The organism is Providencia manganoxydans, from assembly GCF_016618195.1.
Taxonomy (GTDB): Bacteria; Pseudomonadota; Gammaproteobacteria; order Enterobacterales; family Enterobacteriaceae; genus Providencia; species Providencia manganoxydans.
This window is the reverse complement of record NZ_CP067099.1, coordinates 4260249-4278930: the sequence shown is the minus strand read 5'-3', so window position 1 is coordinate 4278930 and position 18682 is coordinate 4260249. Positions and strand designations below refer to the sequence as shown.

19 protein-coding genes are annotated in these 18682 nt (G+C 41.9%); 8 read left to right on the top strand and 11 right to left on the bottom strand.

The features are described from left to right. Nucleotide 1 precedes the first annotated feature (1 nt). Nucleotides 2-487: a pantetheine-phosphate adenylyltransferase gene (gene coaD / locus JI723_RS19565; protein ID WP_070929897.1), complete on the bottom strand. Its 486-nt coding sequence runs from the start codon at nt 485-487 to the stop codon at nt 2-4. 341 nt (nt 488-828) lie between these two features. Here coaD and waaA point away from each other — a divergent pair, with 341 nt between their 5' ends. Further along, complete coding sequence (gene waaA / locus JI723_RS19560; protein ID WP_070929899.1) at nt 829-2106, top strand: lipid IV(A) 3-deoxy-D-manno-octulosonic acid transferase; 1278 nt, start codon at nt 829-831, stop codon at nt 2104-2106. A 206-nt stretch (nt 2107-2312) separates the two neighbouring features. Next, complete coding sequence (locus JI723_RS19555; RefSeq protein ID WP_337979669.1) at nt 2313-3773, top strand: ArnT family glycosyltransferase; 1461 nt, start codon at nt 2313-2315, stop codon at nt 3771-3773. A gap of 55 nt (nt 3774-3828) precedes the next feature. Here the strand turns inward: JI723_RS19555 and yibB are convergent, their stop codons facing one another. The 4 genes from yibB to rfaD all read right to left on the bottom strand — a co-directional run bounded on the left by yibB (nt 3829) and on the right by rfaD (nt 7717). Beyond that, nucleotides 3829-4689 (bottom strand): protein YibB, encoded by an 861-nt coding sequence (gene yibB / locus JI723_RS19550; protein WP_337979668.1) that lies wholly within the window; start codon nt 4687-4689, stop codon nt 3829-3831. Between the two features lie 70 nt (nt 4690-4759). Then, on the bottom strand, nt 4760-5722 hold the full coding sequence (gene rfaC / locus JI723_RS19545; RefSeq protein ID WP_337979667.1) for a lipopolysaccharide heptosyltransferase RfaC: 963 nt from the start codon (nt 5720-5722) through the stop codon (nt 4760-4762). After that, complete coding sequence (gene rfaF / locus JI723_RS19540; RefSeq protein WP_337979666.1) at nt 5722-6768, bottom strand: ADP-heptose--LPS heptosyltransferase RfaF; 1047 nt, start codon at nt 6766-6768, stop codon at nt 5722-5724. Before rfaF ends, rfaC begins: the two co-directional genes overlap by 1 nt. 10 nt (nt 6769-6778) lie before the next feature. Next, complete coding sequence (rfaD, locus tag JI723_RS19535) at nt 6779-7717, bottom strand: ADP-glyceromanno-heptose 6-epimerase (RefSeq protein WP_070929903.1); 939 nt, start codon at nt 7715-7717, stop codon at nt 6779-6781. Between the two features lie 369 nt (nt 7718-8086). Here rfaD and JI723_RS19530 point away from each other — a divergent pair, with 369 nt between their 5' ends. Both JI723_RS19530 and tdh read left to right on the top strand, forming a co-directional pair. After that, nucleotides 8087-9283: a glycine C-acetyltransferase gene (locus JI723_RS19530; protein ID WP_337979665.1), complete on the top strand. Its 1197-nt coding sequence runs from the start codon at nt 8087-8089 to the stop codon at nt 9281-9283. Nucleotides 9284-9306: 23 nt separating this feature from the next. Further along, nucleotides 9307-10335 carry an L-threonine 3-dehydrogenase gene (tdh, locus tag JI723_RS19525; protein ID WP_335674198.1) on the top strand — a complete coding sequence of 343 codons (1029 nt, stop codon included), beginning with the start codon at nt 9307-9309 and terminating at the stop codon, nt 10333-10335. Between the two features lie 45 nt (nt 10336-10380). Here tdh and JI723_RS19520 read toward each other — a convergent pair whose 3' ends face one another. Beyond that, nucleotides 10381-11373, bottom strand: coding sequence for a divergent polysaccharide deacetylase family protein (locus JI723_RS19520; protein WP_319068035.1), 993 nt, complete (start codon nt 11371-11373; stop codon nt 10381-10383). Between the two features lie 38 nt (nt 11374-11411). Then, entirely contained in the window at nt 11412-12704 is a 1293-nt protein-coding gene (gene envC, locus JI723_RS19515; RefSeq protein ID WP_070929909.1) for a murein hydrolase activator EnvC, read from the bottom strand. Between the two features lie 704 nt (nt 12705-13408). Between envC and JI723_RS19510 the strand changes: the two genes are divergently transcribed. From JI723_RS19510 to cysE, 4 genes are all read left to right on the top strand, one after another. After that, on the top strand, nt 13409-13846 hold the full coding sequence (locus JI723_RS19510; protein ID WP_070929911.1) for a rhodanese-like domain-containing protein: 438 nt from the start codon (nt 13409-13411) through the stop codon (nt 13844-13846). Nucleotides 13847-13940: 94 nt separating this feature from the next. After that, complete coding sequence (secB, locus tag JI723_RS19505; RefSeq protein ID WP_140179830.1) at nt 13941-14408, top strand: protein-export chaperone SecB; 468 nt, start codon at nt 13941-13943, stop codon at nt 14406-14408. 8 nt (nt 14409-14416) lie between these two features. Next, the gene (gpsA, locus tag JI723_RS19500; protein ID WP_140179828.1) at nt 14417-15445 is read left to right on the top strand and encodes an NAD(P)H-dependent glycerol-3-phosphate dehydrogenase; all 1029 of its coding nucleotides are present in this window, start codon (nt 14417-14419) and stop codon (nt 15443-15445) included. Between the two features lie 22 nt (nt 15446-15467). Then, nucleotides 15468-16289, top strand: coding sequence for a serine O-acetyltransferase (gene cysE / locus JI723_RS19495; RefSeq protein WP_272580783.1), 822 nt, complete (start codon nt 15468-15470; stop codon nt 16287-16289). A 108-nt stretch (nt 16290-16397) separates the two neighbouring features. Here cysE and JI723_RS19490 read toward each other — a convergent pair whose 3' ends face one another. From JI723_RS19490 to galE, 4 genes are all read right to left on the bottom strand, one after another. Next, nucleotides 16398-16625 (bottom strand): Txe/YoeB family addiction module toxin, encoded by a 228-nt coding sequence (locus JI723_RS19490; RefSeq protein ID WP_432652839.1) that lies wholly within the window; start codon nt 16623-16625, stop codon nt 16398-16400. Between the two features lie 69 nt (nt 16626-16694). Continuing rightward, nucleotides 16695-16904 (bottom strand): type II toxin-antitoxin system Phd/YefM family antitoxin, encoded by a 210-nt coding sequence (locus tag JI723_RS19485; RefSeq protein ID WP_272580782.1) that lies wholly within the window; start codon nt 16902-16904, stop codon nt 16695-16697. An 81-nt stretch (nt 16905-16985) separates the two neighbouring features. Next, nucleotides 16986-17489: a tRNA (uridine(34)/cytosine(34)/5-carboxymethylaminomethyluridine(34)-2'-O)-methyltransferase TrmL gene (gene trmL, locus JI723_RS19480; RefSeq protein WP_070929916.1), complete on the bottom strand. Its 504-nt coding sequence runs from the start codon at nt 17487-17489 to the stop codon at nt 16986-16988. A gap of 161 nt (nt 17490-17650) precedes the next feature. Beyond that, nucleotides 17651-18676 (bottom strand): UDP-glucose 4-epimerase GalE, encoded by a 1026-nt coding sequence (gene galE / locus JI723_RS19475; RefSeq protein ID WP_337979664.1) that lies wholly within the window; start codon nt 18674-18676, stop codon nt 17651-17653. Between the last annotated feature and the right edge of the window lie 6 nt (nt 18677-18682).

Genomic DNA, 18682 nt, shown 5'->3' with positions numbered 1-18682 from the left:
TTTAAAGCTTGTTGAGTTTTTTTAACATCGCCCGTTCAACAATGGGGGGTAAAAATGAGGAAACATCACCGTCATGAAGCGCAACATCTTTTATCAATGATGACGAAATAAAAGATAGGTTTTGTGAAGGAAGCAAAAATACAGTTTCCAATTTGGGTACTAAGTGGCGATTCATATTAGCGAGTTGCCACTCATACTCAAAATCTGCGACCGAGCGAACTCCCCGAATAAGAATATTGGCATCGTGCTTTTGTGCGAAATTTGCCATCAACTCTGAAAAACCAACGACTTCAACGTTACTTAAATGTGCTGTTACCTGTTGGGCAAGGTCAACGCGTTCTTCAAGGGTAAACATAGGGCTTTTGCGCTGGCTATTGGCAATTGCCAGCAATACATGATCGAACATGGCTGCTGCACGTGAAACAATATCAATATGTCCTGATGTGATGGGGTCAAAGGTGCCAGGGTAGATAGCTTTATGTTGCATAATGTTGGTATCTCAACGTTTGTAAGTACTTAATGTAAACCGTTTGGATTAAGTAACATATGAATGGACTCAACATTATCGACAATTGGGCGTTGTTGCAACTGACGAATGGCTTTGTTCGCCATACTTTAGGCTGCGGCGCTTTTGTTTACAGTATCGTGACTATACCAATTCTCTCATCATATACTTTTAGCGACTCATTCATGTACTACTTAGCCACAACTTGAATTATTTAGAGTAGACTATCTAATTTTAAGGCTATTTTTAGGTGTATATTCTACACACCTTCACGAAAGGTTTGTGTTAAGATAGCGCCAATTTTGGTAAGTGAATCAGATCGAATGTTATTGCGTTTATATCAGGTACTCCTTTATCTCATTCAGCCTCTTATTTGGGTTCGCCTATTAGTGCGAGGCCGCAAAGCACCCGCGTATCGCAAACGTTGGGGGGAACGCTATGGTTTCTGTGCAGGCAAAGTTGCGTCAGGTGGGATATTGCTGCACTCTGTTTCGGTCGGAGAAACACTTGCCGCAGTGCCTTTAGTTCGTGCACTACGCCATCATTACCCCTCATTGCCAATTACAGTAACAACGATGACACCTACGGGTTCAGAACGTGTTGTGTCAGCTTTTGGTGATGATGTTTATCATGTCTATCTTCCCTATGATCTTCCCGGCTCTATGCGTCGTTTCCTTAATCAAGTTGATCCAAAGTTGGTGATTATTATGGAAACTGAACTATGGCCGAATATGATAAATCAGCTTCACCGCCGTAAAATACCTTTGGTGATTGCTAATGCCCGCTTATCTGAACGCTCGGCCGCTGGTTATCAAAAATTAGGTAGTTTTGTGAAGCGAATGCTGCGTAATGTCACAATGGTTGCGGCGCAGCATCAAGAAGATGGTGAACGTTTTATTCAGTTAGGGTTACGACGAGTTCAATTGAATGTGACTGGTAGCTTAAAATTTGATATTTCAGTGACACCTGAGCTTGCGGTGAGAGCCGTTACCTTGCGTCGACAATGGGCTGCACATCGGCCGGTTTGGATAGCAACAAGTACCCATGAAGGTGAGGAAGCCATTGTTTTAGATGCACATCAGCAATTGTTAAAACGTTTCCCTGATTTATTGCTCATTTTAGTTCCCCGCCATCCTGAACGTTTTGCGAAAGCTGAAGAGTTAACGACTAAGGCTGGGCTAAAATCTATTCGCCGTAGCCAAGGTATCGTTCCTACTTCAGATGTTCAGGTGGTGATCGGTGATACTATGGGTGAACTGATGCTACTGTATGGCATTGCCGATTTAGCTTTTGTTGGTGGCAGCCTTGTAGAAACGGGGGGGCATAATCCGTTAGAAGCCGCAGCGCACGCTTTACCTGTGTTGATGGGACCGCATACGTTTAATTTCAAAGATATTTGTGGAAAATTAAAGCAAGCTGATGGGATGATCACGGTTACTGATAGTGACACAATGGCGCAAGCTGTCACTAGTCTGCTCTCTGATGAAGACTATCGCCTATATTATGGTCGCCATGCCGCAGAAGTATTGCATGAAAATCAAGGGGCATTGCAGCGTTTGCTCAAGTTATTACAGCCATACTTACCGCCGAAAGAACAATAACACGGTCAAATTTTTGAGTCTGTGACAGAAAACTTGAATAAAACGACAATAGATGATGACTATTTGTCTCCCTTCCTTATTATTCACTCTAAACTATAGTAGAATTCGCCGTTCTATTTCCATTTGCACTATTAGGCGCATATTCATGGGTGTTATACATGCACCTAATAGATAATGGGTACCTTTACTTGAATATTTAAAATAGTATGCCAGCAATCAATCAATCGATATCGAACAAATATGTTTATTTGTGGGTCATTGGCTATGCCATTGCATGGATTTTGGCCAGTTTTTATTTAGATCCAACAGTACCTTACGATACAGTTGAAGCCGTTAACTGGGGTATGAATGGAGAATGGGGCTCACCAAAAAACCCTTGGTTTGTGGGAATGGTGATGTGGCCTGCTATACATCTAGGTATTTCTTATAGTTTTTATTGGTACTTTATTCATTTTATTGGTATCGCATTTGGATTGTTAGGTGTCTGGAAGCTGGCATATCGCTTAACAGGACGTCGTGATCTTGCATGGTTTGCGATGTTGATGTTGAATTTATCTGGTGTAATTAATTTCGATATCATTCCTTATAATGACAACTATATTTTAGTCACCTTCTGGGCGTGGATCCTATATTTCTTTTTGCGTGCAGTTTATGACAATCCAGCATGGTGGCTGTTATTTGCTTTGTGTGCAGGCCTTGCCACAATGGGTAAATACTCAACTCTCGCTTTAGTTGGCTCCGTATTTTTATTAACGCTATTTGTTAAGCAAGTTCGTCAAAGCTATCGACACCCTGTTTTCTATTTAGCGATAGCGCTCTGGTTTGCGATTGTTTTACCTAACTTCTTTTGGTTGATGGCGAGTGACTTCTCGGCCTTCAAATGGGTAGATTCACAGATTGATCCTGGATTTAACTTACATACCACTCAAGCAGCGTTAAGTGTTTTTTATCCATTAATTATCGCAGCCATTATTGTATACAGTTGCGGTGGTAAACTCGGTTGGCCAAAGCCATTGGCTAATCGCATGGTTAATTTTATTATCCTGTTCCCTTTAGTGGTTATTTATGGTTGGTTTTCTTTCCATGATGGCGGTCGGATCACTGAGTGGTTACAACCTTTTATGGCAGTGTGCGCGCCTCTATTTATTGGTTCAATTACTGTCATGCCGAAAAAGCCACTTCGAAAACCATTAATTGGCTTAGCTTTCTTTGGCGTGTTGGTGCTGATGGGTTACTCTATCGTACAAAGCGCGAATATTCGTGGTGCTGGACAAAAGTTTATTGGTGTCAAAACCTTGATTGCAGAAGGTGAACAACGTTGGCATCAACGTTATGGCACACCTCTAAAATATGTTGGTGGTGAAGATAATTTACACCAATGGTTTATTATTTATGCAAAAGACAGACCGCATGTGATCCAACCATGGACCCTAGAACACCATATGCCACCTAATGTGTATAACCGCGATATTACAGAAGCAGAGATCCGTCAGAATGGGGCAATATTATTAGGTCGTAAATATGATGATTGTGCTCACGAGAACTTTGATAAAGTGCGTAAATATTGGCCACAATTTACGATTGAAAAAGAAGATGTGATTTACCGTTCTGAGCCTGATGCTAAGCCAGAAACCATGTGTTTTGGGTTTATTGCGCCAGAGAAATAATGTACAAGATAGAGTGTCTCAGTGCATCAAGGCACTCTATAAACTAAATACTAACTTATTTGATTAACCGCAACAAAATACCTAAACGAACAAACCTGTTTGATTTTGAACCGTCATGGAATAGTCGAAATACTCTAAACCATCTCATATGACCTAAATAATTTAATTGAAAAACGGATGGGTATTTACTTGCGCATGTTAAAGATATGCCCTGATCATCATCTATGATACCTGATGAAAGAAAGTCTTTTTGTGTTTTGAAAACTATTTTGTAGAATTCAGGCCATTTTTCTTTACCTGCAACTAATACTCCCCCAATGATGTGAGGATCATTATTTAGAACTTTTTCTAATACTGCCTTCTCATCCGTTAGATCCAACGTATTTTTAATGGAAAAAAAATGAATTTTATTTTGATCAAACGGGTGATACCACTCAGTGATACCATAAAGAGTTTTATTATTTCGGACATAACCAAAATCAACCCATGCAGCTAATTCACTCTCAACTAAATTTAAGTCAATGGCTTTTTTAACAAAAAAAGGTTTTAAATTATTAATCAAAACATATTCAGATGACCAATATTCAGGGTGGCGTAATAATTTAGGGTCAATTAAATTTTTAAATGTATCACTATTTTGAATTGTTGCTATTTTTTCAAGGATAAATTTAAATTTTTTCTTGAGATCAATAGTAATTACGTGGGTTGGTTTACCTTTTCTTATATCTAAGATTTTGTCCTTAAAATTAGATGTTGTATAGATAATAATTTTATTGTCTAGTTTTGCTAATTTTTTAAAATAATTCAAATAGGTATCATTAGAGCGTTCCAAAGAATTAGAACGCCCATGTTCTCTATTCCAATTACCTCTGCCTATATCAAAAAAGGCTGTGACTATCGTTATTGATTTATTCATAATAAATAATAATATCTGTTAGTTTAAGGGCAGAATTAGGTATAATATATAGGTTAACATATCGTCAAACTTACAAAGAATTTTTCAACTGTTTAAAGACAAGATCGGGTTCAATCGACTTCATTGTCTTATCTACTGACTTAATCTCATGTTGGCCTAAACCATAGCCGCCGATTAACCCAGGGTCTGTTGGGCCGAATAGGGTAAAATTCGTCTTATCCAGCGCTGCGGTTAAGTGACTAAGACCAGTATCAACAGAGACAACAGCCTTTGCATTGGCAATTTGAAGTGCCACTTCGGCCAAGGTGAGTTTGGGTAAAACGTCGACAAAGTCAAATCCTTCAGCAAGACGTAGTGCCCTTTGATACTCATGTTCGGCACCCCAAGGTAATTTTATTTTGACACCACTTTCAGCCATAAGAGCGATTAAGCTACGCCAATGTTCTTCTGGCCAATGTTTATCATCACGCGTTGTCGAGTGCAAGAAAACGACATACTCACCTTGTAACTCTGTGGGTGCATGTAAAAAGTGCTGGGCGATGGCGTAGTCACCTTGTGTTTTTGGGCAATCATAGCCAAGGCTTGCGGCAAACAATTGGCGAATGCGCTCTACAGCATGCTGTTGCTTACTGATTTGATGTTTGTAGTCATAAAAAAAACTGGCAATCGGTTCGCGTATGCTGTGGCGATCATAACCATGTTTTGCACCATGGGCGAGGCGCGTCACTAAAAATGCGCTCTTAAGTAGCCCTTGCGCATCAATAACGGCATCATAGTGAGTTGCAGTAAGTTGTTGACGAAATGCCGCTCGTTCAGCACGGATCGGTGCTGAAAACCAATTTTTACGCCAACGTCTTATTGCAACGGGGATCACTTGGTTAACCGCACTGTGCCAAGTTGGAATTTGTGCAAATCCTTCCTCGACGGCCCAATCAAACTGGATCTCAGGAAAAACGTGCTGAGCATCGGTTAATGCAGGTAGGGAATGTAAGACATCCCCCATGGATGATGTTTTGACTAAAAGCACACGCATTAATCGAAACCTATTTGTAAGCGAGCGAGAGCTTCGATGACTAATTTAGGCTGGATATCGATTAAACTTTGATGATAACCACTTTCGCCATCGCCTTTGCGTACTTTATGGTATCCGCTGATTAGGCGGATCACTTCCGCTTTATTTGATAACGGCGGCGTAAAATCAGGGCTGCTAGGGCCATATAAAGCAACGAGTGGTTTATCTAGTGCTGCTGCAACGTGCATTAAACCTGAATCGTTAGTAATAACGGCTTGGCAGCTAGCTATTAAGTTAACGGCTTGTTCTAACGATGTCTTACCTGCGAGGTTAATACAATGCTCGCGAGCCGTATCCGTTAGGCTCTGTTTGATGTCTTCGCCTGCCTCATGGTCTTTTTGTGAACCAAATAACAGCACTTGATAACCTTTTTCACTGATTAGCTGCTCTGCTAAAGTTGCGTAATGATAGTGAGGCCAACGTTTCGCTGGACCAAATTCGGCACCGGCGCAGAAACCAATAATCGGGCGTGAAGTATCGATATTAAATGTGTTAGCGGCATCAATAACTTCTTGCTGTTTAACGGCTAGTTTTGGCCACAGGATAGGCTCAGGAATATCGGTTGCGTTATGGATAGTGTGCTTATCATAAGCAAGTGCTACATAACGCTGTACCATAAGAGGAAATGCGGTTTTATCTAAAGTTCGGATATCATTAAGCAAACCGTAACGCATTTCACCACGCCAGCCAGTACGTTTGGCGATTTTTGCAAAAAACGGTATTAAGGCAGACTTAAATGAGTTAGGTAACACGATCGCTTGGTCATAGTTATGGTTACGCAGGCTAATACCGAGTTGCCGGCGCTCACCAATAGCGAGAGCGCCGTGACCGAGTGGCATAGGGATCGCTGCATTGACCTCTGGCATTTTTGCTAAAAGAGGACGACACCATTGTGGCGCCATCACATCGATTTGTGCGTGAGGATATTGCGCCTTTAATGTACGATAAAGGCTTTGTGACATCATCATATCCCCTACCCAAGAGGGGCCGATCACCAATATTTTCATAGATTATTTATTAGTCTGCTTGATTCAGCCACTGCATGTACTCAGCGACACCTTCGGCCACCGTTTTAAATGGTGCCTGATAGCCTGCTGCGCGTAATTTAGTCATGTCCGCTTGGGTAAAGCTTTGATAGCGACCTTTGAGTTTCTCAGGGAACTCAATGTATTCAACAGAAACGTTTTTATCATTGTGGAACTGCGTGACTGCATCAGCAACAGCTTGGAAAGATTCTGCACGGCCCGTACCGCAGTTAAAAATCCCTGACACATTATTCTGCCAGAACCATAAATTGACGGCAGCAACATCACCAACGTAAATGAAATCGCGACGGAAAGTTTCGCTACCTTCAAAGAGCTTTGGATTTTGCCCTTCGTTAATTTGCTTATTTAAATGATAAGCCACACTGGCCATACTGCCTTTATGGTTTTCACGTGGTCCATAAACGTTGAAATAACGGAAGCCGCACACTTGTGATTGCGCTTCAGGCAAAATATTACGTACATATTGGTCGAACTGGAATTTGGAGTAACCGTAAACGTTTAATGGCTTTTCGAATTGGCGTTCTTCAATGAAGTTATCACTACGGCCACCATAGGTTGCAGCTGAAGATGCGTAGAGAAAAGGTATTTCACGATCTAAGCAGAAATGCAGGAGCTCTTTGGAAAACTGATAGTTGTTATCCATCATGTATTTTCCATCCCACTCGGTGGTTGATGAGCAAGCTCCTTCATGGAATATCGCATCAATATCACCAAAGTCATCACCCGCCATCACACTGACAATGAACTCTTCTTTATCCATGTAATCAGCGATATCGAGATCAACAAGGTTAGCGAATTTCGTACCATCTTTCAGGTTATCGACAACTAAAATATCGGTGCGGCCAGCATCATTTAATGCCTTCACAATGTTACTACCAATAAAACCAGCTCCGCCAGTGACTATGATCATCGGGTGTACCTCAGTGGGTTAATGATATACTCGTCATACTTCAAGTTGCAGCGCTTTTTGTTGAAGTCGAAGTGACTACGCTCACTCGCATCAGCCACATCGTTTTCTATGCTCCTAGCGACTCATTCACTTGCCGCCTAGCTGCCCCTCGAATGATTTAGAGTCTATACAGAATATGAATCTTTCCATAATAACATTTATATAGGGTGACAACAGCTTTAACTGATAGGTAAACATTCTACTCGCGATATTTTTATAAGCTAATGATCGTGATCTTGGCTACAAACTTAACTTATTTATGCTGCGTAAGTCGATAGTTCTGGTGTCTATTATTAAACTCTAGAAATGGTTAAGTTATGGGAGAACATCATGTCGCAGCAATTTTATCAGCAAATCAAACAACAACTCAATGAAACTGAGGCCGCAGGTTTATTCAAAAACGAGCGCATTATTACCTCATCGCAAGATGCTGATATTGAAATTGCTGGAGGTCAGCATGTGGTTAATTTTTGTGCTAATAATTACCTCGGTTTAGCTAATCATCCTGATCTTATTGAAGCCGCCAAGCAAGGTATGGATAGCCATGGTTTTGGTATGGCTTCAGTGCGTTTTATCTGTGGTACACAAGACGCCCATAAACAATTAGAAAAAAAACTGGCGGATTTTTTAGGTATGGAAGATAGCATCCTCTATTCCTCCTGTTTTGACGCGAATGGTGGCTTATTCGAAACTCTGTTAGGGCCTGAAGATGTAGTGATTTCGGATGCACTTAACCATGCATCGATTATTGATGGTGTACGTTTGTGTAAGGCTAAGCGCTATCGTTATCCAAATAATGATATGGCTGAATTAAGGGCATGCCTTGAAGATGCTAAAGCTGCGGGAGCTCGACATATTTTGATCGCAACGGATGGGGTATTTTCAATGGATGGTGTGATAGCTAACCTGAAAGCCATTTGTGATCTTGCTGATGAATTCCAAGCACTGGTGATGGTGGATGACTCTCATGCGGTTGGTTTTGTTGGTAAAAATGGTCGCGGCACCCATGAATATTGCGATGTTATGGGGCGTGTTGACATTATTACTGGCACATTGGGTAAAGCTCTCGGTGGGGCTTCAGGAGGTTATACGGCAGCGAAAAAAGAGGTGGTAGAGTGGTTACGCCAACGTTCCCGTCCTTATTTATTTTCTAACTCCTTAGCCCCAGCAATTGTTGCCGCTTCAATTAAAGTTATCGATATGATGAGTGAGGGGGGCGAGCGACGCGCACGTTTATGGCGCAACGCGGCCTTGTTCCGCGAAAAAATGTCTGCTGCGGGCTTCACCTTAGCGGGAGCGGATCATGCCATCATCCCAGTTATGTTAGGCGATGCTGCACTAGCACAGGTTTTCGCCAATGAATTACTTGGAGAAGGGATCTATGTTACCGGTTTCTTCTACCCTGTTGTTCCTCAAGGGCAGGCGCGTATTCGCACGCAAATGTCTGCTGCTCATAGTGAAGAGGATATCCTACGTGTTGTTGACGCATTCACCCGCATTGGCAAAAAATTAGGTGTCATTGCTTAATGATCATTAAATAAGGCCACTCTATGAAAGCATTGTCCAAATTAAAAGCAGAACCAGGTATATGGATGACAGATGTGCCGAAACCGGAACTTGGGCACAATGATGTGATGATTAAGATCCGTAAAACCGCAATTTGTGGTACGGATGTGCATATCTATAACTGGGATGAATGGTCGCAAAAAACTATCCCTGTTCCGATGGTTGTAGGTCATGAGTATATTGGCGAAATTGTTGAAATAGGACAGGAAGTTAAAGGTTTTAAAATAGGCGATAGGGTGTCAGGTGAAGGGCACATTACCTGCGGACACTGTCGGAACTGTCGAGGTGGCCGTACACATTTATGTCGAAATACGGTTGGTGTTGGGGTAAATCGCCCAGGGTGCTTTGCACAATACCTTGTGCTACCTGCCTTTAATGCATTCAAGATCCCCGATAATATTCCAGATGAAATTGCGGCTATTTTCGATCCGTTTGGTAATGCTGTTCATACTGCGCTGTCATTTGATTTAGTAGGGGAAGATGTTTTAGTTTCAGGGGCGGGGCCGATTGGAATTATGGCTGCCGCAGTGTGTCGGCACGTTGGCGCACGCCATGTTGTGATCACTGATGTTAATGATTATCGACTCGAACTTGCTAAAAAAATGGGCGTCACTCGCGCCGTGAATGTCAGTCGTGAAAATCTTAAAGATGTAATGAAAGAATTAGGTATGCAAGAAGGTTTTGATGTGGCGTTGGAAGTGTCTGGCTCCCCAGCAGCATTTCATTCTATGCTAGAAACCATGAATCACGGCGGGCGTATTGCTCTGTTGGGGATCCCTTCCTCGGAAATGGCGATCGATTGGGGGCAGGTGATTTTCAAAGGGCTATTTATTAAAGGTATTTATGGTCGTGAGATGTTTGAAACTTGGTATAAAATGGCGACGCTTATTCAATCAGGTCTCGACCTCTCACCTATTATTACCCATCAATTTTCTATCGATGACTTCCAAAAAGGCTTCGACATTATGCGTTCAGGCCAATCAGGTAAAGTGATTTTAAATTGGGATGAATGATCCAAATACGGATTGCTGTTTAATGGCAGCAATCCGTTAGGCGGTCTATGGTTTTTGTTGAGAAAACAGGGGTTTTTTACTGTTTAATAATAATGGCTGTAACGTTTTGTCTTGATAAAGAGATTCAACCACTGACATTAAAAACTGAATACCACTTAATTTAACCGTTTGATTTTCTGACAGTTCAAATTCACAAGTCCCCACATGGATCAACTGAGGATGCTTATCTTTTGGCATTACAGGGGGGTCATTAGGCAATGGTTTTGGCTGTTCAGGCTGCATTTTCAGCGGTTTGTCTTGTTTTGGCATTTCATGACCATTCAGTAATGCACTAACCGCGACTAATTCAATATCTGCTGGCAGTTGTGGTAAATATTTTTGTAATGCACGTACTGTCGATGGGTGTGGGTGGCCAATTGCAATGGCACTACCATTTTTACGTGCATAGGCAACGGCCTTATTAAGTTGAATGCGAGTTTCTTCTTCTGATTGATGATTATCAAGAAAGATGTTTCGACGAACAACAGGGACACCAAACTCTTTTGCTGCATTCGCGGCTTGAGTATTACCGATGGTGACGCTATCTAAAAAGAAGAAATTAGACTGAGAAAGTGAGCCCATTACATTGCGCATGCCTGAAAGACTCGATGTCATTTCACTGCCCATATGATTATTCATACCGGTTGCATAAGGCACTTGGCCAATGGCGCGTTTAATGATGCGATCAACTTCTTCTGCGCTCATTGAAGGCGCTAGGGTATTTTTCTCTAACGGCTGTTTGCTCAATGGTTTCATTGGCATGTGAATAATAATTTCTCGACCCTGCTGGTGTGCTTTTGTGGCAACCTGTTTACCATGAGGGGAGTCAGGAAGAATGGCAATAGTAATAGGCGTTGGTAGTGCTAATATTTGGTTATCTTCCTTAGTGCGATAGCCAAAATCATCAATGACTATCGCTAATTTTGCCGCACTAGCCTGAAGAGTCACCATTAACAACGATAAACCAATGAGTAACTTAGAAGGCTGGTGTTTCAACATATTTATTTTCCTAACAATTTTTTCGGCTATTTTGTTGTCTATCGACCTAGCCAAGGGCGAGGGTTAACTGTTTTACCCTGCCGGCGAATTTCGAAGTACAGTGCAGGGCGTTCCTGACCACCACTACTTCCCACTAATGCAATAGGCTGACCCGCGCGCACTTCTTGGCCTACATTAACCAGTGCGCTTTGGTTATAGCCATATAAACTCATGTCACCCTTACCATGCTCAACCACCACAACCAGACCATAACCTTGCAGCCAGTCAGCCAGTAAAACACGACCATCGGCGATCGCTTTCACTTGGGTACCTTCATTGGCACCAATAACCATGCCTTTCCAGCGCAGCTCGCCTGAAATTGCCTCGCCATAATTATGCAGCGTTTGCCCTCGAACTGGCCACAAAGCTTGCCCCGCTGGGCGACCAAGTCCCCCAGTTCGCGACATGAGTGAACGCTCACTTTCGGATGGTTTATAAGAAGTACCAGTTTGCTTCGCTTTACGTTCTTTTTCGGCAACTTCTGCACGAATACGCGCCGCTTCACGTGCTTCACGTTCCGCTCTCGCTTTGGCTTCACGCTCTGCTCGAGCTATTTTATCACGCAGTCGGGACTCGTTTTGTTTCATCACAGCGAGATTTTTTTGATCTTCTTTTAACGTACTTTCAAGCGCAGTAAGTGTTTGCTTACGAGCTGCTTGAGCATTATCCAACTTGCGTTTTTCTTGCTGCTGTTTGGCTAACGCGGCTTTTTGCTCAGCTTGTTTTTTCTGTTCTAGCTGCTTTTGCTGATTGAGTTCAAGCGTTGTTTCTTCGAGTTGTTTGATATTTTTTTCACGGGCTTGGTTAAGATAACTGTAATAAGCGAGGATCCGCTCTTCACGTTGGCCTTCCTCACCTTTTAAAAACAGTGATAGACCTTGGTGTTTACCCAAACGGAATGCAGAATCGAGTTGTTCAGCCAGTAGTTTTTCATGTGCGGCTTTTTGTTTTTGTAGGCGCGTAATATTACTATTTAAGGTAGATATTTCTTTATCTAATTGTTTTAATTCAGTTTGTATTTCATGAAGCCCACGACCTACCGCTGAAATATTTTTTTCTTGCTGTTGAAGCTGATTAAGCAACGCCGCTCGTTTTGCTTGTTGATCTTTGACGCTTTTCTCTTTTTCAGCGATATTTTGCAGTAAATTTTGTAGCTGATCTTTATTTTGGGTGATCTGATTGGCCGCCATCACCTGAGTTGGCGATAGCGCTATTAATCCACAAGCAAACAGTGCTGAGGTAATAGCCTGACGAATAAAGGTTATTTTCATCCGGTTATATATATTGGCCATTCTGATAGAAAACCTCGAATAAATACGATAGCTAATTATTTCATCTGATAGGTATGGTTACCAGTGCCCAATTCTGAATCTTACAAAATAAACAGTGATAAACCAAAAGGCTACACTGTGATTTAACATGACAGGTTAGCTATGGTTTCGCCGCCATTATTTTTTAATCTATACCCGCCATACTTCATGCTGTAGCGCTTTTCGTTGAAGTCGAAGTGACTACGCTTACTTATCGCCTAGCCGCACCTAGAATGATCTAGAGTATAATTGATTGTATCGCTTATCTCGCTAATTAGTATCATTAAATCAAATATTATGGGCTAAATTTTAGCTAAACCGAGTATAGATCCTCTTTATTCGTGACTTTTTGAGGGGTAATGGGTTTGTGATAGGATGGATTATAGGTCTATATTGAGAGTGATACTCTTTATAGCTCAAGTTGCAGCACCTTTGGTTAAGGCATGGTGACCTGAGTCAGCGACCTACTTAGGCATGCGTCTAGTGGCTGGTTCATTTGTTGCCTAACTGCACATTAATTATTTGGAGTATAAATGACGTTTTTGTTGGAAAAAAGACCGTTTCTGCGTAGCGTTTCGCAAAAAAATCAATCTAGTTTGCGCTAACTGGCTGTAATTAGCTCAACACAAAGGTATACTCTGAGCCCTTTGATATTCATTTTTAACTAACGGGAGTGATTGCCCCCCATGATCCAAGAAATCATGCAATTTGTCAGCCGGAACATGTTATTGAGTCTGGTTTGGATAGCGCTGCTCGTCGCGGTGGTCGTAATGACCTTTAAAGGTTTGTTCTCTAAGTCAAAAGTAATCACTCGCGCGCAGGCGATTGCTCTGATTAATAAAGAAGAGGCAGTCATTGTGGATTTACGTTCTCGTGATGATTTCCGCAAGGGACACATTATTGATTCTATCAACTTAACACCTTCTGAAATTAAAGATAATAATTTAGGTGAGTTAGAAAAACATAAACAAAAACCGGTGATTGTTGTTTCTGCAAGTGGCATGGAATCAGGCAAACCTGCTGAGCATTTAGTGCAACACGGTTTTGAAAAAGTCTTTGTCCTGAAAGAAGGGATTGCTGGTTGGTCAGGTGAAAACCTACCATTAGCGCGTGGTAAGAAGTAATTTATCTGCTTGATATAGCTCTATACTCTCTTGTTTTACGGGTATGTGAGTATATATAGTCAAACTCATACGGAAGTTAAAAGGTATTAACATTATGTCAGAACAAAACAACTCAGAAATGGTATTTCAGATCCAACGTATCTATACAAAAGATGTTTCATTTGAAGCACCTAACGCACCACACATCTTCCAACATGAGTGGCAGCCAGAAATTAAACTTGATTTAGATACTTCTTCAACTCAACTGACTGAAGGTGTTTACGAAGTTGTTTTGCGCGTGACAACGACTGCAAAACTCGGTGAAGAAACGGCATTCCTGTGTGAAGTTCAACAAGCAGGTGTTTTCTCTATCGAAGGTATTGAAGGCACACAAATGGCACATTGCCTAGGTGCATACTGCCCGAACATTCTGTTCCCATATGCACGTGAAGCAATCACTAGCATGGTGGGTCGTGGTACATTCCCTCAACTGAACCTTGCGCCAGTCAACTTTGATGCTCTGTTCATGAATTACCTACAACAGCAGCAAGGTGAAGAAGCGCAGAACACAGAAGTTCAATAGGACGCTTAATGAATACTGCTTCAATGACAGTGATCGGTGCCGGCTCTTACGGCACCGCTTTAGCGATTACGTTAGCGCGTAATGGCCATCAGGTCGTGCTATGGGGTCATGACCCTAAGCATATCCAAAAATTACAACAAGAACGTAGTAATCAGGCGTTTTTGCCTGGTGTTTCTTTCCCTGATAGTTTATCGCTGGAAACGGATCTAAAAAGCGCCGTCGAAGCGAGTCTTAATATCTTGATTGTAGTACCAAGCCATGTCTTTGGTGATGTACTTAAGCAGATCCAACCTTACCTCCAAACGGGTTCACGTATTATTTGGGCAACCAAAGGTTTGGAACGAGATACTGGGCGCTTATTACAAGATGTGGCGCGTGAGGTATTAGGTAATGAAATTCCACTTGCAGTGCTATCTGGGCCTACATTTGCTAAAGAATTAGCGGCAGGTATGCCTACTGCTATCTCAATTGCGGCAACTGACAGCCAGTTTGGCGATGAACTGCAACAACTTTTCCATTGTGGCAAAAGTTTCCGTGTATACAAAAACCCCGATATGATTGGTGTGCAACTTGGTGGTGCCGTGAAAAACGTGATCGCCATCGGTGCAGGTATTTCTGATGGTATGGGCTTTGGCGCTAATGCACGTACCGCCTTGATTACACGGGGCCTTGCAGAAATGAGTCGATTGGGTGCCGCTTTAGGTGCCGACCCCTCCACCTTTATGGGCATGGCCGGTTTAGGTGATTTAGTGTTAACCTGTACTGACAACCAATCACGTAACCGCCGTTTCGGTATGATGCTAGGTAACGGCGTGAGTGTGGCTGAAGCTGAAAAAGAGATCGGTCAGGTGGTGGAAGGTTATCGTAATACCAAAGAAGTGAAAGCATTAGCTGAGCGTGCGGGTGTTGAGATGCCGATCACGGAGCAAATTTATCAAATCCTCTATTGTCATAAAAATGTGTTAGAGGCAGCGCAAGCCTTATTAGGCCGAGCAACCAAAGATGAAATTGCACATACGCCAACGTCAAAGGACTAAACGAAAAATTAAGTGAGTTATTATGTCGCGTGAAGAACTGGATAGGATTTGGGGGTTTATTAAAGATGAAGCAAAATCACTTGCTGATTGTGAACCGCTGTTAGCCAGTTTTTTCAATGCAACGCTGCTAAAACACGATAACTTAGGTAGTGCCCTGAGTTATATGTTAGCCAACAAACTTAGCTCCCCAATTATGCCAGCGATGGAAGTGCGGGAGATTGTTGAACAAGCGTATCGTAATGATGAACAAATGATTTTTTCTGCTGCTATGGACTTATCCGCTGTGCGTTTACGTGATCCCGCAGTGGATAAGTACTCGACGCCACTTTTGTATTTAAAAGGTTTCCACGCACTGCAAGCCTATCGTATTGGCCATTGGCTATGGAAAGAAGGCCGTCAAGCACTCGCTATCTATCTACAAAACCAAGTTTCCGTCTCTTTTGCCGTTGATATTCACCCCGCTGCGCGTATTGGCTGTGGCATCATGCTTGACCATGCAACAGGCATTGTTATCGGTGAAACCGCAGTCGTTGAAAATGATGTTTCGATATTGCAATCAGTAACATTGGGCGGTACGGGTAAAACGTGTGGCGATCGTCATCCTAAAGTTCGTGAAGGGGTGATGATTGGTGCAGGCGCGAAGATCTTGGGGAATATTGAGATTGGCCGCGGTGCGAAAATTGGCGCAGGCTCTGTGGTACTTCATCCCGTCCCACCTCATACGACCGTTGCAGGGGTACCTGCACGTATTGTCGGTAAACCCAATAGTGATAAGCCATCATTTGAGATGGATCAGAACTTTAATGGCGCGATTTATGGTTTTGAAGATGGTGATGGGATTTGAGAAAGGTAATTATTTTGTCTGAATTGGCACTGTTAAAAGGTTTGGATGAATATAATTGCCACTCAGATGAATTGTTTCATGTTACTGCATCAGAAGTTATTGAATCTTCTAATAATGATAACGGCAAGCAATAATAGCTAAACCCTCATTATCTATTGAATAAATTAGCCTGTTTGTTTCATCTATTCGTCTAGACCAGAAGCCAGCTAAGTTTTCTTTTAGTGGTTGTGGTTTTCCTATCCCATAAAAGGGGGGTCTTTTAGTATTATCAATGAGCTTACTAATGCGTTTGAGCGTTTTTTGTCTTAGGTTTGCCAGTATCGATAGTCTTCCCATCCTTGGTCAGTCCATATTAAAAATCTACTCATTTATAAGCTCTCTTTTCTTTACTTTACCAGCTTTAAATTAAGCGATTGATTTAATTAGATGTTCGGCATTTGATGGTGAGCGTAATAAATAAATCGTTTCTATAAGGCTATTGTAATACTCTAAAGACATAACCACAGCATCCTTTGAATCACGACGAGTGATGATAGTTGCATCTGCATCATCAACAACCCTATCTAATACTGCTTTTAGATTACTTCTTGCATCACTGAATGAAATGGTTTTCATTTACCTTCCAATACTTGTACTGAATTCTGTACAAGAATAGTCGTGTGATGAGGGAAGTTCTAGTAAAGCATAATTACTAACTTAGTCGCGTAATAATGCCCCAGCGTAACCCAACTGCCGCCATGCCTCGAACACCACTACCGCAACAGAGTTAGATAAATTCATACTGCGGCTATCTGCTAGCATTGGAATACGAATTTTTTGCTCGATTGGCATATTATCGAGTACGTAAGGTGGCAATCCACGCGTCTCTGGCCCAAACATCAAATAGTCATCTTGTTGATAGCTCACATTGCTATGGCTTGGCTTACCTTTGGTGGTTAAAGCAAACACACGGGCACCGGTTGCAGACTGATTATTATCTGGATTGAGCCCTTCGCTTTCTAAGAAAGCAAAATAGTCATGATGATGTTTGATATCAGCAAATTCACTGTAATCTAAGCCCGCACGGCGTAGACGTTTATCATCCCAAGTAAAGCCTAACGGGTGGATCAGATGCAGACTAAAGCCTGTGTTAGCGCAAAGACGAATAATATTGCCCGTATTGGGTGGAATTTCAGGTTCGAATAAAACGATATGTGGCATAACGAATGGCTGTAGTGAACAGCATGGTTAAAGAAAACAATGGACAGGGATTTTACGCGTAAATGAAAGAAGATGCATGTAGTTGTTGGATTTTAAATGATGTAAATAAAAAAGCAGGCTGAAAATTAAGCCTGCTTTAGTGTGATTATGAACGGTGACAATTACTTTTTATAGCCGTTGGGATTTTGCGATTGCCAACGCCAGCTATCGTTCACCATATCTTGCACGGAGTACTGAGCTTGCCAGCCTAAATCAGTAAAGGCTTTATTAGGGCTAGACCAGCATTCAGCAATATCACCGGGGCGGCGAGCAACTATTTTGTATTGGATCTGTTTGCTTGATGCCTTTTCGAAAGCAGCGATCATTTCTAATACACTAGTGCCTTTACCGGTGCCTAAATTATAAATATGGAGCCCTGCTTTTTGACTAACACCATTCAAGGCAGCAATGTGTCCACTCGCTAAATCCATAACATGGATATAATCACGAACACCAGTACCATCTGGTGTTGGGTAGTCAGCGCCAAATACCATCACTTCTTTATGACGACCAACAGCAACTTGAGCAATATAAGGGGTCAAATTATTTGGAATACCTTGAGGGTCTTCCCCCATTAAACCTGAAGTATGAGCTCCGACAGGGTTAAAATAACGTAATAAAGTCAGTGACCATTCATCATGCGCAATATGTAAATCGGTAAGAATGCGTTCAACCATATATTTGCTAGTACCATATGGGTTGGTTGTACCACCAACTTTAGATTCTTCAGTTAATGGAACTTCTTCAGGATCACCATACACCGTCGCTGAAGAGCTAAAAATTATGCTCTTCACACCTGCTTTTTGCATTGATGCGATTAGTACCAAAGTACCATTAACATTATTGTCGTAGTATTCAATCGGTTTCTGAACTGACTCACCAACCGCTTTTAAGCCAGCAAAGTGAATAACTGATGCGATTTGGTGTTCAGCGAAAATGGTATCTAAAACGTTGCTATCACGTACATCACCGACGTAGAAAATCGGTTTGGTACCCGTGATAGTTTCAATGCGATTGAGCACTTCAGGATTAGCATTGCAGAGGTTATCTAAAATAATCGGCTGCATGCCTTGCTCAATCATCTGCACACAAGTATGGCTACCGATATAACCAAGGCCACCTGTCACTAATACTTTTGCATTTTTCATTACATG

Bases quoted from the DNA above. Each gene is read 5' to 3' on its own strand.
- coaD (WP_070929897.1), bottom strand. From the start codon at position 487: ATGCAACATAAAGCTATCTACCCTGGCACCTTTGACCCCATCACATCA.
- waaA (WP_070929899.1), top strand. From the start codon at position 829: ATGTTATTGCGTTTATATCAGGTACTCCTTTATCTCATTCAGCCTCTT.
- JI723_RS19555 (WP_337979669.1), top strand. From the start codon at position 2,313: ATGCCAGCAATCAATCAATCGATATCGAACAAATATGTTTATTTGTGG.
- yibB (WP_337979668.1), bottom strand. From the start codon at position 4,689: ATGAATAAATCAATAACGATAGTCACAGCCTTTTTTGATATAGGCAGA.
- rfaC (WP_337979667.1), bottom strand. From the start codon at position 5,722: ATGCGTGTGCTTTTAGTCAAAACATCATCCATGGGGGATGTCTTACAT.
- rfaF (WP_337979666.1), bottom strand. From the start codon at position 6,768: ATGAAAATATTGGTGATCGGCCCCTCTTGGGTAGGGGATATGATGATG.
- rfaD (WP_070929903.1), bottom strand. From the start codon at position 7,717: ATGATCATAGTCACTGGCGGAGCTGGTTTTATTGGTAGTAACATTGTG.
- JI723_RS19530 (WP_337979665.1), top strand. From the start codon at position 8,087: ATGTCGCAGCAATTTTATCAGCAAATCAAACAACAACTCAATGAAACT.
- tdh (WP_335674198.1), top strand. From the start codon at position 9,307: ATGAAAGCATTGTCCAAATTAAAAGCAGAACCAGGTATATGGATGACA.
- JI723_RS19520 (WP_319068035.1), bottom strand. From the start codon at position 11,373: ATGTTGAAACACCAGCCTTCTAAGTTACTCATTGGTTTATCGTTGTTA.
- envC (WP_070929909.1), bottom strand. From the start codon at position 12,704: ATGGCCAATATATATAACCGGATGAAAATAACCTTTATTCGTCAGGCT.
- JI723_RS19510 (WP_070929911.1), top strand. From the start codon at position 13,409: ATGATCCAAGAAATCATGCAATTTGTCAGCCGGAACATGTTATTGAGT.
- secB (WP_140179830.1), top strand. From the start codon at position 13,941: ATGTCAGAACAAAACAACTCAGAAATGGTATTTCAGATCCAACGTATC.
- gpsA (WP_140179828.1), top strand. From the start codon at position 14,417: ATGAATACTGCTTCAATGACAGTGATCGGTGCCGGCTCTTACGGCACC.
- cysE (WP_272580783.1), top strand. From the start codon at position 15,468: ATGTCGCGTGAAGAACTGGATAGGATTTGGGGGTTTATTAAAGATGAA.
- JI723_RS19490 (WP_432652839.1), bottom strand. From the start codon at position 16,625: ATGGGAAGACTATCGATACTGGCAAACCTAAGACAAAAAACGCTCAAA.
- JI723_RS19485 (WP_272580782.1), bottom strand. From the start codon at position 16,904: ATGAAAACCATTTCATTCAGTGATGCAAGAAGTAATCTAAAAGCAGTA.
- trmL (WP_070929916.1), bottom strand. From the start codon at position 17,489: ATGCCACATATCGTTTTATTCGAACCTGAAATTCCACCCAATACGGGC.
- galE (WP_337979664.1), bottom strand. From the start codon at position 18,676: ATGAAAAATGCAAAAGTATTAGTGACAGGTGGCCTTGGTTATATCGGT.